The sequence below is a fragment of the Myxococcus sp. XM-1-1-1 genome (genome assembly GCF_020037095.1).
GTDB lineage: Bacteria > Myxococcota > Myxococcia > Myxococcales > Myxococcaceae > Myxococcus > Myxococcus fulvus.
On sequence record NZ_JAIQDH010000001.1, the window covers coordinates 61,793 to 77,096 of the forward strand.

Annotated in this window: 15 protein-coding genes; 9 read left to right on the top strand and 6 right to left on the bottom strand. The window is 70.9% G+C overall.

Annotated elements, in window-relative coordinates:
* Positions 1-46 precede the first annotated feature (46 nt).
* The 8 genes from K8640_RS00260 to K8640_RS00295 all read left to right on the top strand — a co-directional run bounded on the left by K8640_RS00260 (position 47) and on the right by K8640_RS00295 (position 9,417).
* Positions 47-2,554, top strand: a complete 2,508-nt coding sequence (locus K8640_RS00260) for a heavy metal translocating P-type ATPase metal-binding domain-containing protein (RefSeq protein WP_223745238.1) — start codon at positions 47-49, stop codon at positions 2,552-2,554.
* Positions 2,551-2,745, top strand: coding sequence for a cytochrome oxidase (locus K8640_RS00265; RefSeq protein WP_223745239.1), 195 nt, complete (start codon positions 2,551-2,553; stop codon positions 2,743-2,745). The genes K8640_RS00260 and K8640_RS00265 overlap by 4 nt, the downstream gene beginning before the upstream one ends.
* 4 nt (positions 2,746-2,749) lie before the next feature.
* Positions 2,750-5,116 carry a cytochrome-c oxidase, cbb3-type subunit I gene (gene ccoN, locus K8640_RS00270; RefSeq protein ID WP_223745240.1) on the top strand — a complete coding sequence of 789 codons (2,367 nt, stop codon included), beginning with the start codon at positions 2,750-2,752 and terminating at the stop codon, positions 5,114-5,116.
* The gene (locus K8640_RS00275) at positions 5,116-5,295 is read left to right on the top strand and encodes a cbb3-type cytochrome c oxidase subunit 3 (protein WP_074950417.1); all 180 of its coding nucleotides are present in this window, start codon (positions 5,116-5,118) and stop codon (positions 5,293-5,295) included. The genes ccoN and K8640_RS00275 overlap by 1 nt, the downstream gene beginning before the upstream one ends.
* Positions 5,288-5,839 carry a cbb3-type cytochrome c oxidase N-terminal domain-containing protein gene (locus K8640_RS00280; protein WP_141323792.1) on the top strand — a complete coding sequence of 184 codons (552 nt, stop codon included), beginning with the start codon at positions 5,288-5,290 and terminating at the stop codon, positions 5,837-5,839. Before K8640_RS00275 ends, K8640_RS00280 begins: the two co-directional genes overlap by 8 nt.
* Positions 5,840-5,867: 28 nt before the next feature.
* Entirely contained in the window at positions 5,868-7,289 is a 1,422-nt protein-coding gene (ccoG, locus tag K8640_RS00285) for a cytochrome c oxidase accessory protein CcoG (RefSeq protein WP_223745241.1), read from the top strand.
* A 118-nt stretch (positions 7,290-7,407) separates the two neighbouring features.
* Entirely contained in the window at positions 7,408-8,772 is a 1,365-nt protein-coding gene (gene hemN / locus K8640_RS00290) for an oxygen-independent coproporphyrinogen III oxidase (RefSeq protein ID WP_223745242.1), read from the top strand.
* 102 nt (positions 8,773-8,874) lie between these two features.
* The gene (locus tag K8640_RS00295; protein ID WP_223745243.1) at positions 8,875-9,417 is read left to right on the top strand and encodes a peroxiredoxin; all 543 of its coding nucleotides are present in this window, start codon (positions 8,875-8,877) and stop codon (positions 9,415-9,417) included.
* Positions 9,418-9,480: 63 nt separating this feature from the next.
* Here the strand turns inward: K8640_RS00295 and K8640_RS00300 are convergent, their stop codons facing one another.
* From K8640_RS00300 to K8640_RS00310, 3 genes are all read right to left on the bottom strand, one after another.
* Entirely contained in the window at positions 9,481-10,176 is a 696-nt protein-coding gene (locus K8640_RS00300; RefSeq protein ID WP_223745244.1) for a DUF4476 domain-containing protein, read from the bottom strand.
* A gap of 86 nt (positions 10,177-10,262) precedes the next feature.
* Entirely contained in the window at positions 10,263-10,871 is a 609-nt protein-coding gene (locus K8640_RS00305; protein ID WP_223745245.1) for a 2,3-diphosphoglycerate-dependent phosphoglycerate mutase, read from the bottom strand.
* A gap of 26 nt (positions 10,872-10,897) precedes the next feature.
* Complete coding sequence (locus tag K8640_RS00310) at positions 10,898-11,671, bottom strand: helix-turn-helix domain-containing protein (RefSeq protein ID WP_223745246.1); 774 nt, start codon at positions 11,669-11,671, stop codon at positions 10,898-10,900.
* Between the two features lie 134 nt (positions 11,672-11,805).
* Between K8640_RS00310 and K8640_RS00315 the strand changes: the two genes are divergently transcribed.
* On the top strand, positions 11,806-12,663 hold the full coding sequence (locus K8640_RS00315) for an MBL fold metallo-hydrolase (RefSeq protein ID WP_223745247.1): 858 nt from the start codon (positions 11,806-11,808) through the stop codon (positions 12,661-12,663).
* 10 nt (positions 12,664-12,673) lie between these two features.
* Here the strand turns inward: K8640_RS00315 and K8640_RS00320 are convergent, their stop codons facing one another.
* Genes K8640_RS00320 through K8640_RS00330 form a run of 3 tightly spaced genes read right to left on the bottom strand, consistent with a single transcriptional unit; the run spans position 12,674 to position 15,245 of the window.
* Positions 12,674-13,384, bottom strand: a complete 711-nt coding sequence (locus tag K8640_RS00320; protein WP_223745248.1) for an iron-containing redox enzyme family protein — start codon at positions 13,382-13,384, stop codon at positions 12,674-12,676.
* On the bottom strand, positions 13,354-14,274 hold the full coding sequence (locus K8640_RS00325; protein ID WP_223745249.1) for a GNAT family N-acetyltransferase: 921 nt from the start codon (positions 14,272-14,274) through the stop codon (positions 13,354-13,356). Before K8640_RS00325 ends, K8640_RS00320 begins: the two co-directional genes overlap by 31 nt.
* Entirely contained in the window at positions 14,271-15,245 is a 975-nt protein-coding gene (locus K8640_RS00330) for a DUF3419 family protein (protein WP_223745250.1), read from the bottom strand. The genes K8640_RS00325 and K8640_RS00330 overlap by 4 nt, the downstream gene beginning before the upstream one ends.
* Between the last annotated feature and the right edge of the window lie 59 nt (positions 15,246-15,304).

The following is a 15,304-nucleotide window of genomic DNA, read 5'->3' on the forward strand; positions in this document are numbered from 1 at the left end:
ACGACTCCTTCGCAACAGGCATGCCGTTCGCAAGGTGACAGCCTGCATGGCTGATCCCGCGCAAACCCGGCCCGACGAGGCCCTCTGCCTCCACTGTGGCAGCCGCGTTCCGGAGGGCGCCAGCTCGCGCGAGTTCTGCTGCGCGGGCTGTGAGGCGGTCCATGGCCTGTTGGTGTCGCAGGGGCTGACCCGCTACTACCAGCTCACGGGTGGCAAGACGTCGCCGGCGGCGGAGCCCGCGCGGGGGCGGGGGCTTGCGTGGTTGGAGCCGCTGGTGACGAAGGCGGAGGCGGCGCCGGGCGCGCTGTGCTCGCTCGAGCTGGACGTGCAAGGCATCCACTGCGCGGCCTGCGTGTGGTTGATGAACGAGCTGTTCCGTCGGCAGCCTGGAGGCGCGGGCTTCACGGTGGACCCGGCGCTGGGCAAGGCGCGGATGCAGTGGCGGCGCGGCGCCTTCGATGTGGCGGGCTTCCTGCGCGCGGTGGAGGGCTTCGGCTACCTGTTCGGGCCCAGTCGCAAGCGGCCCGCGCCAGCGAGCCTGGATTTGCCCATCCGGCTGGGCATCTGCGTCGCGCTGACGATGAACGTGATGTTGTTCTCGGTGAGCTTCTACGTGGGGCTCACGCCCGAGGACGGCGAGGTCTTTGGGCTCTTCACGCGGCTGAGCCTGTGGCTGTCCACGGTGGTGGTGCTGGTGGGCGGCTGGCCGTTCTTCCGCTCGGCATGGCAGGGGCTGCGTCGGGGCGTGCCGCACCTGGACCTGCCGATCGCGTTGGGCATCCTGCTGGTGTTCGGCACGTCGCTGGTGCAGGCGCGCGGCGGGCGGGGAGACCTGGCGTACTTCGACACGCTCAACACCTTCGTGACGCTGATGCTGGTGGGGCGCTGGCTCCAGCAGCGCGTGTTGGAGCGCAACCGCCGCTTCCTGCTCGAGGACGATGGGGCCGAGGGGCTCTTCGTCCGTCGACAGGAAGCGGACCAGCTCGTCACCGTGCGGGTGTCGCAGGTGGAGGAGCGGGATCTGCTCGTCATCGCGCCGGGCGACCTGGTGCCGGTCGACGCGGAGTTGCTCGATGCCCGCGCGCGGGTCTCCACGGATTGGATGACGGGAGAGCCCGACGAGCGCGAGGTGCTCGCGGGGCAGCCGCTGCCGGCGGGCGCGTTCAACGCGGGGCGCGAGGCGGTGCGGGCGCTGGCGACGCAGTCGTTCCAGGACTCGCCGCTGGTGGCGCTGCTGCGGCGTCCTCCGGAGGGCTCGGGGCGGAGCGCGGGGCACACGCGCTTCTGGGAGTCGGTGTCGCGGCGCTGGGTGGTGACGGTGCTGGCCGTGTCGGCGCTGGGGCTCGCGCTGTGGTGGCCGTCGGGGCCGGACAAGGCGCTCGAGGTGGCGGTGGCGCTGCTGGTGGTGACGTGTCCTTGCGCCATCGGCATCGCCACGCCGCTGGCGTACGAGTTGGTGCAGGCGCGGCTGCGTCGAGAGGGCTTCTTCATCCGCGCCACGGACCTGTTGGACCGGCTGCCGCGTGTGCGTCAGGTGCTGTTCGACAAGACGGGGACGCTGACGCTCGGTCGGATGGAGCTGGTGGACCGGAGCGTGGTGGAGTCGCTCGACGACGAGGCGCGGGATGTGGCCTTCAACCTGGCCTCGCGCAGCAACCACCCGGTGAGCCGGTGTCTGGCGGAGGCGCTGTCGCGCACGGGCGCCCGCTTCGTGCCGGATGCCCGTGTCATCGAGCACCCGGGACAGGGACTCGAGTGGATGCGAGACGGCGTGTCGTGGCGGCTGGGGCGCGCGGACTGGCGCGCCGCGCGTGGCGGTGAGGTGTCAGAGGTGGCTGGCCTCGCGCCGCTGACCACGCAGTCGGTCAGTGTTGCTGCCGGGACCACTCCGGCGCCGGCCTCGGTGGGTGGTGCACGTGGCACGGTGCTCTTTCGCGACAACACGCGCGTCGCCGCCTTCCCCTTGCGCGAAGCGCTGCGCCCCGACGCCCGCCGCGAGGTCTCCGCGCTCCAGGCCGAGGGCCACGCGGTGTGGCTCATCTCCGGCGACGCCCCCGCGCGGGTGCGCGAGCTGGCGACCTCGATCGGGGTCCCCGAAGCGCAGGCGCTCGGCGGCCTGCGTCCGGAGGACAAAGCGTGCACGGTGTCGCGGCTGGGCTCGACGGACTCGCTGTACCTGGGTGACGGCGTCAACGACAGCCTCGCCTTCGAGCGGGCCCTGTGCGCGGGTACGCCCGCCATCGACCGTCCGGTGATGCCGGGCAAGAGCGACTTCTTCCTGGTGGGCGAGGGCCTCGCGTCCCTGCGTGAGGCCCTGCGCCTGTCGCGCGAGCTGCACCAGGTGGTGCGCCGGCTGCTCACGCTGGCCATCGGCTACAACGTGGTGGCCGTCGCCGTGTGCCTGGTGGGCTGGATGACGCCCCTGCGCGCCGCGGTGGCGATGCCCGCCACCAGCCTGGCCACCGTCCTGTTCACCGTGTGGAGCCTGTCCGCGCCCCGTGCACCCCGGCGCGACGCGGCGGGCCTCCCTCGCCCCACGGAGGTGCCCGCATGAACGTGCTCGTGCTCCAGGTCTTCGTGAGCCTGATGCTCGTGGCCAGCTCGGTGCTGCTGTTCGTCTACAGCATGCGCCACCGCGACCACGAGCAGGCGGACCGGCTCGCGCTCTTCCCGCTCGAGGAGGACAGCGCCCGCCCCGCGCGGACGTCCGACGAGCGGACCTCGCCTTCGGCTTCCCAGGAGTGAATCCGTGCAACAACAGCGAATCGTCTACGACGACACCACGGTCCGCCGCTTCATCATCGCGGCGGTCATCTTCGGCATCGTGGGCATGGCGGTGGGAGCGCTGGTGGCCAGCCAGCTCGCGTGGTGGCAGGCCAACCTGGGCATCCCCTACCTGACGTACTCCCGCCTGCGCCCCCTGCACACCAACGCGGTCATCTTCGCGTTCGTGGGCAACATGATGTTCGCCGGCGTCTACTACTCCACCCAGCGCCTCTTGAAGGCGCGCATGGCGTCGGACCTGCTCTCCAACATCCACTTCTGGGGCTGGCAGCTCATCATCGTCGCCGCGGCGATAACCCTTCCCCTGGGCATCAGCACCTCCAAGGAGTACGCGGAGCTGGAGTGGCCCATCGACCTCGGCATCACCCTCATCTGGGTGGTGTTCGCCATCAACTTCTTCTGGACGCTGGCGAAGCGAAACGAGAAGAACCTCTACGTCGCCATCTGGTTCTACATCGCCACCATCATCACCGTGGCGGTGCTGCACATCGTCAACAGCCTGGCGCTGCCCCTGGATGGCCTCAAGAGCTACTCGGTCTTCTCCGGCGTGCAGGACGCGCTGGTGCAGTGGTGGTACGGCCACAACGCCGTCGCCTTCTTCCTGACCACGCCCATCCTGGGCATCATGTATTACTTCCTGCCCAAGGCGGCGGAGCGGCCGGTGTACTCGTACCGGCTGTCCATCATCCACTTCTGGGCCCTGGTCTTCATCTACATCTGGGCCGGCCCGCACCACCTGCTCTACACCGCGCTGCCGGACTGGGCGCAGTCCTTGGGCATGGTCTTCAGCGTGATGCTCTGGGCGCCGTCGTGGGGCGGCATGCTCAACGGCCTGCTGACGCTCAAGGGCGCCTGGTACAAGCTGCGCGATGACCCCGTCCTGAAGTTCCTCATCGCGGCCGTGACGTTCTACGGCATGGCGACGTTCGAGGGACCGCTGCTCTCCATCAAGTCGGTGAGCGCGCTGGGCCACTACACGGACTGGATTGTCGGCCACGTGCACGGCGGCGCGCTCGGGTGGAACGGCTTCATGGCGGCCGGCATGTTCTACTGGCTGGTGCCCAGGCTGTACGGCACGAAGCTGCACTCGACGCGCTCGGCGGACGCGCACTTCTGGCTCGCGACGGTGGGCATCCTCCTCTACATCGTGTCGATGTGGGTCAGCGGCATCAGCCAGGGCCTCATGTGGCGCGCCACCAATCCGGACGGCACGCTGATGTACCCGAACTTCGTGGAGACGCTGCTGGCCATCCGGCCCATGTACATCGTCCGCTTCGTCGGCGGCTCCATGTACCTGGTGGGCTTCTGCATGATGGCGTGGAACCTTTGGAAGACGGCCCGCTCGGGCAAGGCCGTCGACGGCGAGACCACGGTGGTGGTGGGCGAGGAGCCGCACCACGCGGGAGCCCCCGTGCCCGTCCCGACGGCGCCGGCCTGGGTGCAGGTCATCACCGGTCGTCCGCTCATCTTCGCCATCGCCATCCTCACGGTGACGATGTTCCTGGGCTGGGCGAAGCCGGTGCGCGCGCTGGTGTTGATGGGCGGCATCATCGTGCTGGGGGAGCTGGCCTGGATCGTCACCCGCAGGGACCGCGAGGCGGGCCGCCCTTCCTGGTTCGCGCTCATCGAGGGGCGCCCGCTGGCCTTCACCGTGCTCACGCTCATCGCCATCCTCATCGGCGGCGTGGCGGAGCTGCTCCCCACCATCCTCATCCAGCAGGCGGTGCCCGCGCACGGCGAGGCGCAGAAGCCGTACTCGCCGCTGGAGCTCCAGGGGCGCGACCTCTACGTCCGCGAGGGTTGCTACACGTGCCACTCGCAGATGATCCGCCCGTTCGTGGCGGAGACGCAGCGCTACGGCGACGTGTCGCGCGCGGAGGAGTTCATCTACGACCACCCGTTCCAGTGGGGCAGCAAGCGCACGGGGCCTGATCTGCACCGCGTGGGTGGCCGCTACCCGAACCTCTGGCACTACACGCACCTGATGGACCCGCGCGCGACCAGCCCCGGCTCGAACATGCCGGCGTACCCGTGGCTCGCGGAGAACTCCATCAAGGTGAAGGACGCGCCCAGGAAGCTGACGCTGATGCAGAAGCTGGGCGTGCCGTACACGAACGCGGAGGTGGACGCGGCCGAGTCGCGGCAGAAGGCGCAGGGTGAGGCCATCGCCGCGGACCTGGCCACGCAGGGGGTCCAGGTGGCGTGGGACTCGGAGATGGTGGCCCTGGTGGCCTACCTCCAGCGCCTGGGCCGTGGACCGCAGGACGTGCCCGCGCCGTCGGATGTCGCGCCCACCGCGTCGGCGGCGGGCGTTCAGGAAGGGAGCCGCTGATGTACAAGCAATTCTACCAGGGGATGACGCTGGAAGAGCTGCCGCTCTTCGCGCTCGTCCTGTTCATCGCCGTCTTCCTGGGCGTGTGCGCCTGGGTCTTCGGGGCGCGCCGCAGCCAGGACTTCGACGCGCTGTCGCAGCTGCCGTTGTCGGAGCGCGGGGAGGGCGGCCATGAGTGACGAGAAGTCGCCGGTGCTCCACGTCTATGACGGCATCGAGGAGCACGACAACCAGCTGCCCAACTGGTGGCTGGCCATCCTGTGGACCACGCTCGTCTTCGGCGCGGGGTACTGGTTCTGGTACCACGTCGCCGAGGTGAGCCCCGGCCAGCTGGGCGAGTACGCCGCCGAGTCCGCGGAGCATGCCCAGCGCATGGCGAGCAACACGCCCGCCTCCGACGAGCTGCTGCTGGCGCTGGTGAAGGACCCGACGTCGCTGGAGAACGGCAAGGGCGTGTTCCAGGCCAACTGCGCCGCGTGCCACGGCGCGCAGGGGCAGGGGCTCATCGGCCCCAACCTCACGGACGGCTTCTGGCTGCACGGCGGCTCGCCCATGGCCATCCACAAGGTGGTGGCCGACGGCGCCGTGGCCAAGGGCATGCCCGCGTGGGAGCGCACCCTGGGCGCCGAGCGCGTCAAGGCCGTCACCGCGTACCTGCTGACGCTCAAGGGCACGAACGCGCCGGGGGGAAAGGCCCCGCAGGGCGAGCCGGAGACGCCGTAGTCCTCGCGCTCCACCAGGAACCCACGTCATGGCGACAGCACCTCAGCGAGACGGCCCTCCGCGCATCGACCAGTTGTCGTCCATCCACGCGGATGGCTCGCGCAAGGCCATCCATCCCTCGGACGTGAGCGGGCGCTTCATCACGCGCAGGCGGGTGATGTTCGCGGTGCTGCTCGGCATCTACGTGGCGCTCCCCCTGGTGGACGTGGGGGGACATCCCGCCGTCCACCTGGATGTGGCGGCGCGGCGCTTCTACCTCTTCGGCGCCACGTACAACGCGCAGGACTTCTGGCGCGTGCTCTTCCTGGGCACGGCGCTGGGGTTCGGCCTGCTGTTCGTCACCGCGTGGCTGGGCCGCGCGTGGTGTGGCTGGGCGTGTCCGCAGACGGTGTTCCTGGAGGGCCTCTACCGTCCCATCGAGCGGCTCTTCGACGGGCCCCGCGAGCGACGGCTCAAGCAGGAGACCTCGCCGTGGACGCCTCTGCGCGTGGCGCGCGCGACGGCGAAGCACGGGGCCTACGTGGGCGTGTCGCTCCTCGTCGCGCACGCGGCGCTCAGCCTCTTCGTGTCCGCGGGCGGGCTGGTGTCCATGGTGTCCAGCGGCCCGGCCACGTCCCCGGTGGCCTTCACCTGGGCCATGGCCGTCACCGGCGCGCTGTACTTCAACTTCGCGTGGTTCCGCGAGCAGCTCTGCGTCGTGGTGTGCCCCTACGGCCGGCTCCAGTCGGCGATGCAGGACCGGGACTCGCTCATCGTCGGCTATGACACGCGGCGGGGCGAGCCCCGGGGACGGATGGTGAAGGTGCTCCCCGCGCACGCCGCGCCGCCCCGGGGCGACTGCGTGGACTGCCGCAAGTGCGTCACCGCGTGCCCCACGGGCATCGACATCCGCCACGGCCTGCAGATGGAGTGTCTGGCGTGCGCGCAGTGCATCGACGCGTGCGACGAGGTGATGGACCGGGTTGGCCGGCCGCGCGGGCTCATCCGCTACGACTCGCTCAAGGGCCTGGCGGGCGAGCCCCGCCGCATCCTGCGCCCCCGGCTCGCGCTGTATGGCCTCCTGTTCGTCGCCTCCGTGGTGGGCCTGGTGTGGACGCTCGCCCGCCGTGTGCCGTTCGAGGCGAACCTGCTGCGCTTCCAGGGGATGCCCTACCTCGTCGAGGAGGGGCAGGTGCGCAACCAGTTCGAGCTGCACCTGGTGAACAAGAACCCGGAGCCCACCACCTTCACGCTGTCCATCCAGGCGCCGCCATCCGCGCGGGGCGTGATTCCGCAGTCGCAGGTGAAGCTCGGCTCGCTGGAGAGCTTCCGGGTGCCGCTGTTCATCCTGGCGCCCCAGGGCAGCACCGAGGTGCCGTTCAACTTCATCGTCGAGGTGGCCGACTCCGCGTCGGGCGAGGTGAAGCGGATGGAGGCGCGCTTCCTGGGACCGCCGTCCAAGGCCCGCTGAGGCGGCGGACGAAAATCGTGCGCGTCACCCGGGGGGCTCCGCGGATTGTGCGCGGGGCCCTCCGTTCTGCGGGCGCGCGACGTGGCACGCGCCTTGGATTGGGACGAGGGGCATGGACATGCTTCCAGGAGTCCCCCGTCCGTCGCCGGAGCTGCTGGGCCGGTACAACGTCTCCGGGCCGCGCTACACCAGCTATCCCACCGCGCCGGAGTGGCGACCGGACTTCGGGCCGGAGGCGCTGGAGGCCCGGCTGCGGGTCGCCGGAGCGCAGGACGAAGCCTCGCCCCTGTCGCTGTATGTCCACCTGCCGTTCTGCCACAGCCTGTGCTGGTACTGCGGCTGCAACGTGGTCATCAGCAAGGACTCGAGCGCGGCGGACCGGTACCTGGACCACCTGGTGATGGAGCTGTACCTGGTGGCCGAGCAGCTGGGCCCCCGTCGCGCGCTGTCGCAGATCCACTGGGGCGGCGGCACGCCCACGTTCCTCACCGAGCAGCAGCTGGAGCGGCTGTGGATGGAGCTGATGCGCCGCTTCACGCTCCTGCCGGACGCGGAGGTCGCCATCGAGGTGCACCCGTCCGTGACGACGTCGGGCCAGGTGTCGCTGCTCCGGCAGCTCGGCTTCAACCGGCTGTCCATGGGACTGCAGGACTTCGACCCGCGCGTGCAGGAGGTGACGAACCGGCTGCAGACACCCGAGCGCACGCGGGCGCTGCTGGACCACGCGCGGGAGCTGGGCTTCACCGGCGTGAACTTCGACCTCATCTACGGCCTGCCGTACCAGGAGCCGGAGGGCTGGGCGCGCACGCTGGAGACGGTGCTGGCGATGCGTCCGGACCGGCTGGCCGTCTACTCCTTCGCCTTCATGCCGGACGTGCTCAAGCACCAGAAGCGGATGCCCGCGGACGCGCTCCCCAGCGCGGAGGTGAAGATGGAGCTGTTCCGCGCGGCCTACGCGGGCTTCGTGGGCGCGGGCTACCAGGCCATCGGCATGGACCACTTCGCGGTGCCCGAGGACGAGCTGGCGCGCGCCCTCTCCGAGCGACGGCTGGGGCGCAACTTCCAGGGCTACACGGTGAAGGCCGCCTCGGACGTGGTGGCGCTGGGCAGCACGGGCATCAGCGACGTGGCGGGCGCGTATGCGCAGAACGTCCGTGCGCTGCCCGCCTACTACGAGCGCATCTCCCACGGCCGACTGGCCACGGAGCGCGGGCTCTTGTTGACCGAGGACGACCGCAAGCGCCGCGCCGTCATCACCCAGCTGATGTGCAACGCGTGGGTGGACCTGGGCGAAGAGGGTGTGCGCGACTTCGCGCCGGAGCTGGAGCGCCTCCGGACGTTCGAGGAGGACGGGCTGCTGGTGCGCTCGGGCTCGCAGCTGGAGCTGACCGCGCTGGGGCGGCTGTTCGTGCGCAACGTGGCCATGGTGTTCGATGCCCGGCTCGCCCGGGCCGAGCGACCGCGCTTCTCCCGGACGGTGTAGGAGGGCGGGCAGGCGGGCCTCGCGGGCGTCCGCTCCCCTGGCGTGCTCGCCGGGCAATGACCACCTCATCCTGGCGCCCTCGCGCGCGATGGGGAGGTGGGCATGGCGGGCCTGGAGCGAAGGACGGTTCGACGGGGCCTGAAGGGCGCGTGCCTCGTGGGCGCGCTCCTGGCCGCGACGCTGGCGAGCGCCGCGCTGAAGCAGGGCGAGGTGGTGCCGGCGTTCTCCGCCGAGGACCTGCGGGGTGAGAAGCACAGCAGCCAGGAGTGGCGCGGCCGGCGCACGCTGCTGGTGGTCCTCACCGACAAGGACGGCGGCGAGGCGATGCGGCGCTGGTTCGACGAGGCCGCCGCGCTTGGCGTCCCCGACTCGGTCCACCGCGCCTCGCTGCTCTCCTTCAAGCTGCCCTTCTTCGTGGGCCTGGGGACGGTGCGCGAGAAGGCCCGGAAGAAGGTCCCGGAGGCGGTCTGGTCCGACACCTGGCTCGACAAGAATGGAGACATGGGCAAGCGGCTGTCGTTGCCGTCCAGTCGCATGCCGTATGCCTTCGCGCTGGACGAGGAGGGGCGGGTGCTCGCCGCCGTGCACGGCGAGGTGGACTCCCCGGAGGCGAAGGCGCTGCTGCAGCTGTTGACGCGGCCCTAGGAACACGAAGGGCGCCGCGGGAGGGATTCCCGCGACGCCCCGGTGCCGCTTGGACGCTTCAGCTCAGCGCGCGGACAGGATGTCCTGGGCGCGCTTCTTGTCGGCGGAGAACGTGAAGGCGTTGAAGAGCAGGTAGTTGTTCTCCGTGTCGAGGATGCGCGGCTTCACGATGCGCAGGACGTTGATCTTGTCGTCGCTGAACTGCATGCGCTCCATCAGCCGCTGCACCTGGGAGACCAGCAGGTAGTTGTCCTGGAGGCCCATCTGGAGGACGCGGAGCTTGTCGTCGGTGAACGTCTCCCGGGAGATGGCGTCGTACCAGCGCTGGAAGGCGCTGTCGCTCATCGGCCGGACCATCGGCTCCGGCGGCGGGGGCGGCGGGCGCGGCATCACCGTGGCGAGCAGCGGGGCCTCCTCGACGTGGCGGGCCACGCCGTCGAGCACGTCCTGGGCCTTGCGCACCTTGGCGCGGGTGTCACGGTCGGCCCGGTCCTCGATGTCCTCGAGCAGCTTCTCCAGGCGCGCCAGCCGCTGCGCCAGCTCCTCGCGGCCCACCACCACCAGCGTGCCCGTGTGGTTCTGCGGCGGGTAGTTCTGCCCCGGGTTGTGGCGCGGCGGGTAGTTCGGCGGCTGCGGCTGCGGCTGGGGCTGCGGCATCGGCCGGCCCGGCGGGGGCGGACGGAACTTCTCGGCGGCCGCGTCTTGCGCGAAGGAGGTGGAGGCGGACAGCAGGGCGACTGCGAGCGCGAGGGCCTTCATCGGGGCTTCCTTGTTCGTGTACTCAACATCTCGGACGAGCCGTCCCTCTTCGCATTCATTCCGCCCTGTCGACAAGGCCCCCACCCTCAGGGAGAGGGGTTTCGTTTGGACAGCACCGTTCCCTCGGGGGACAGCTCGTAGAGGAGGGGAACCCCGGTCGCCAGCTCCAGCCCCACCACCTGCTCGCCGGTGAGCTGGTCCAGCTTCATGACCAGGGAGCGGTTGGAGTTGCCGTGCGCGACGACGAGGACGTTCTTGCCCAGGCGCAGGTCGCCGCCGATGGCGCGCTCGTAGAAGGGCAGCACCCGGCGGGCGGTCATCTCCAGGGACTCGCCGTTGGGCGGCGGCACGTCGTAGGAGCGCCGCCAGAGCTTCACCTGGGCCTCTCCGAAGCGCTGGGCCGCGTCCGCCTTGTTGAGGCCCTGCAGGTCGCCATAGTTGCGCTCGTTGAGGGCCGCGTCGCGGATGATGGGGGGGCGCTGGCCCAGGGCCTCCAGGATGAGCGCCAGCGTCTCCTGGGCGCGGGTGAGCCCGGACGTGTAGGCGACGTCGAAGGTGAGCCCCTGGAGCGAGCGCGCGGCGGAGCGCGCCTCCTCGCGGCCCTTCTCGGTGAGGGGCACGTCCACGAAGCCCGTGAAGCGGTTCTCGTGGTTCCATAGGGACTGGCCATGACGGACGAGGGCGAGGAGGGGCATGGCCTCCTGCTAGCCCAACCCGGCCTTCACGGCCAAGGGGGCGAGCGTCGCAGCAGGGCCTTGGGGGTGTGTCCTGTCAGGCCGCGGAAGTCGGAGATGAGGTGGGCCTGGTCGTAGTAGCCCGTCGCCGCGGCGATGGCGCCCCAGTCCGGCGACGTCATCCGCCGCGAGGCCCGGAGGGCGCGCTGCAGGCGCACCACGCGCGCGTAGGCCTTGGGGCCCAGGCCCACCACGTCCTCGAAGGCCCGGCGGAGCTGTCGCTCGCTGACGCCCAGGGCTTTCGCCAGGGCGTCCACGCGGGGCAGCTCGCGCGCCTGGGAGAGGACGCGCACGGCGCGGCGCACGACGTGGGCGGAGGGCGGCTCGAACACGTCGCCTCCGCGCAGGCGCGCCTCGAGCGTCTCCTGGAGCACGCCGAGCTTCGCCTCCAGGCCCGGGCGCTCGTGCAGCCGTTCGCGAAGCCATCCCCCCGCCGGGCCCCACAGCGTGTCGAGAGGGATGACGCGGTTGGTGAGCTCTCCCATGGGGACGCCGAAGAACGGATAGGCCCCCGCGACCTTGAAGCGCACGGCGATGGCCAGGGGTGGCACCTCCGCGCCGCCCTTCTGCAGGGGCTTCAGCCGGGTGCCGATGACGTACGCGTCGCCGCGGGTGTCGCCAAGCCGGACGATGAGCTCGGACTCTCCATCGGGGAGGCGGACATAGCCCGGTGCCTGCTCGCCACGGGGGACGGCGCGGAGGCCGCGCACGAAGCTCGCGAGCAGCCCTCGGGGAGCGACCTGGAGCGACGGGGAAGCCACCCGCAGAGCATGCGGCACGGTGCTCGGGGATTCAATCCATGGGGGCGCGGATGGCCGATTTCTCCAATCGCCCTCCACGTGCCCTCCCTACCTTGGGGACACCTCTCGCCGTTCCCTTCGAGGAGTGTGTCCCGATGCGAGTCCATCACCTCAACTGCGGCACCCTGTGCCCCGCCAGCGCGCGCTTCGTCCTGGGCGAGGGGGGCCTGTTCACCCGCGCGCGCCTGGTCTGCCATTGCCTGCTCATCGAGTCGAACGACGGCCTGGTGCTGGTCGACACGGGCCTGGGGCTCGCGGACATCCAGGACCCGCGCCGGCTGGGCCAGCGCTTCCTCCGCCGCAACGCACCCCGGCTGTCGCGGGACGAGACGGCGGTGGCGCAGGTGGAGCGGCTGGGCTTCCGGCGCGAGGACGTGCGGCACATCATCCCCACGCACCTGGACCTGGACCACGTCGGCGGGCTCGCGGACTTCCCTCGCGCGAAGGTGCATGTCTTCCGGGACGAGCACGCCGCGGCCATGGCCCCGGTGGGGCGCAGCGCGAAGTTCGGCTACCGCGCCGCGCAGTGGGCCCACCAGCCGCTGTGGCGGCCGTATGACGTCGAGGGCGAGCGCTGGTTCGGCTTCGCCTCGGTGCGCGTGGTTCCGGAGCTGGACACGGAGCTGCTGCTGGTGCCGCTGCTGGGGCACTCGGAGGGACACTGCGGTGTCGCCGTGAAGACGGAGGGACGCTGGCTGCTCCACGCGGGGGATGCGTACTTCAGCCACAAGGAGATGCACCCCGTGTCGCCGAGCAGCCCCTGGGGACTGGCGCTCTTCCAGCGCCTGCGCTCCACGGACAACGCCGCGCGCCTCGAGAACCAGGCGCGCCTGCGGGCCCTGGCGAGGGCGCATCCGGAGGAGGTGAGCGTGTTCTCCGCGCACTGCGCGGTGGAACTGGAGCGCCACGCCCGTGTGCCGGTGCCCTCTGCGGTCCGTGACTCCGCGGCCTGAAGGGGCGGGCTCACGTCCGACGACGGCGGGCGCGGTGGAGGTCGTCGTAGAGGCCGAGGAAGAGGTGTCCTCCGAGCAGGAGCCCCTGCTGGATGTCCCGCCGGGCCGAGGCGTCGCTCGCGAAGGGCGCGTCGAGCTGGCGGTAGAACCCGTCCGCGTGCTCCTCGTCGAGCGTCGCGTGCGTGGGGTAGTGCACCACCTGGTCCGCCGCGAGCCACCCGCGCGCCACGATGCCCTGCCCCAGCTCCAGGGAGATGCCGCTGAACAGGTCCTCGATGATGCCGAACACCGCGAGCCCGGTGTGCGTGGACTCGAAGGCGGCGATGCCCGTCAGCGCGACGTTGAACTTGCGCACCTCCGGCCAGGACGTGTCGTCGTGGAGCCCGTCGAGCGAGGCCCCGAGTCGCTCGAGCAACAGGCGGAACGTGTGCTCATGGCCGTGGGAGAGCGTGCCCCGGCCGTGCTCGTCGAAGACGTTCTCCACCAGCGGCAGACGCAGCTCGGGACGGGGAAGCCGGCTGGCGAGCACGGCCATGGGCCGCGTGAAGTGCGCCACCGCGGCGAAGAACTGACGCTGCGTCTCGACGAAGTCCCCCCGCTCGAAGGTGCCGTCCCGCAGCGCGCGCAGGTACGCGGAGGACTCCCGCGCGTTCCACTCGGCCTTCAGCGCGCCGACGTGGTGGCGCAGGTTCAGATTTCGGAGGAGGGAAGGTGCACCCATGCCGGGGACCCTTTAAGTCGGGTGAGGTCGAGAGAGTAGACGGTGCACGCCGCGTCGGGGGAGACCCCTTGTCCTCGCAGCCAGCGGACGTGGTCCTCCAGGCGCTCGTCGATGACGAAGCAGGCGAGCGACTGGGGGCTGTGCGCGGTGAGCTCCTCGCCGCAGGTCTTGAGGTAGTGCCCCCATCCCCGGGTCCACGCCGGCGGCGGCGCGGCCAGGTGCATGAGGGGCCAGGGGGCTTGTGTCGACATCAACTGGAGGTCCTTGCTCCCGGAGGTGGTGCACCACCCCGCGCCCTCGAGCCGGCGGGTTGGCGCGGGGCCGAGCACCAGCCCCTCACCCCGTGGACACCCGGGCGCGTCCGCCAGTTCCAACATGGCCAGGCGCGCGGGCGGCGTGAAGTAGAGCGCCAGCCGGCTCTGGGGGCGTCCCATCCGCAGCGGGTTCCAGCCGCGCGCGGTGCGCATGACGTCGCCCCGCGCGCCTCGCATGGCGGCGCCGTAGAGGAACCGGATGCCGCGCAGGGCGGGGATTCGGAACAGGTGGGTGAGCCCCCGGAGGATGAGTCCTCGGGCCAGCCCCGAGCCGCGCGCGTGGGGCGCGACCTTGAGGTCGCAGATGTAGAACCCGGGCAGGGCGCGGGGGCCCCGGTGGACCTGCCGCAGGATTCCCGTCACCGAGCCGAGCAGCGCCTCTCCGCGCAGGGCGAGCAGGAAGTACGCCTCCCCCATGGACGAGAAGAAGGGGTGGTACTCGGGGCCGTGGTCGATGAAGAAGTGGTCGGCGCCGTCGGCGATGGGGTACTCGATTCCGCGCTCCAGCCTTCGCAGCCGCTCGACATAGGGCCCGAGCGTGTCGGGCCGGAGCACCACGTAGCGGATGCCGCTCATGTGCCCGACGTCCGTCGGAAGCCGACCTCGACGCGCTCGTAGAACAGGCTGCGGTCCTGGGCCTGGAGCCGCGCGCCGAGCGCGTCGTCGAACTCGAAGGCAGGGGCGAAGAAGCGCCTCAGGTCGCGTTGGTTGTTGAGCTGGCGCAGCAGCACGGCGCAGCCGGGGCGGGCCTTCCGCGACAGCAGCGTGGCCCACGCTTCGACGAGCGTGTCATCGGACCAGTCGAAGATGTTGGACAGGGAGATGACGTCGAAGCGGCCCAGGTCGGGCACGTCCGGCAGCGAGCCTTGCACCAGGCAGACCTGGAGCGGCGCGGTGGCGCGCAGGTAGCCGGGCGCGTCGCCGGGGCGGTAGGCGCCGAGCAGCACGTGCTGCAGATACGGATTGCGGCAGGCGTCCTCGCGTCGCAGGCCCCGCTCGAACAGCGCCTGGAAGTAGCCGGGGTAGGAGCCGGGGCGGGCGTGCTGGGTGGCCGCGGGGCCGAACATGGCGTGCAGGAGCGGGTCGGCGAACGCGAGCTGGAAGGCCACGGGCCAGTAGTGCGACGCGAACCAGCCGGCGCGCAAGGCTTCGCGCTCCGACTCGGGGACGCCGGGGTCGAAGAACGTGTTGAGCTCGCGGCGGGGCGCGACGAACTCCTCCACGAAGAGGCGCAGCGTGCGGAACAGCCCCTCGAACTCGCCGCGCTGATTCAGCCCCGCGGCGTCGTTGGAGAGCACGTTGAAGTGCTGGGGCGCGGCGGTGCCCAGGCAGCGCGCCTTCTCCTTCACGTGCTCCAACTGCCTCGGGTTGAAGTCGAAGCCCACCAGCTCGAGCGTGGGGTTGTCCTTCGCCAGCGTCAGCAGGGTGCAGCCGCCGGAGGCGACGGTGAGGAGCGCGCGGGCCCGGGTGTGCTCGATGAGCGCCTGCTCCAGCGCCGGGTCTTCGCGGACGACGGCGAACTTCAGACGAGGGAGAGGTGCGCTCAAGGCCGGGTGGGGGGCGAGGGTTGCTTCGACTCGGAGCGGGATTGTAAGTCATCAGGACG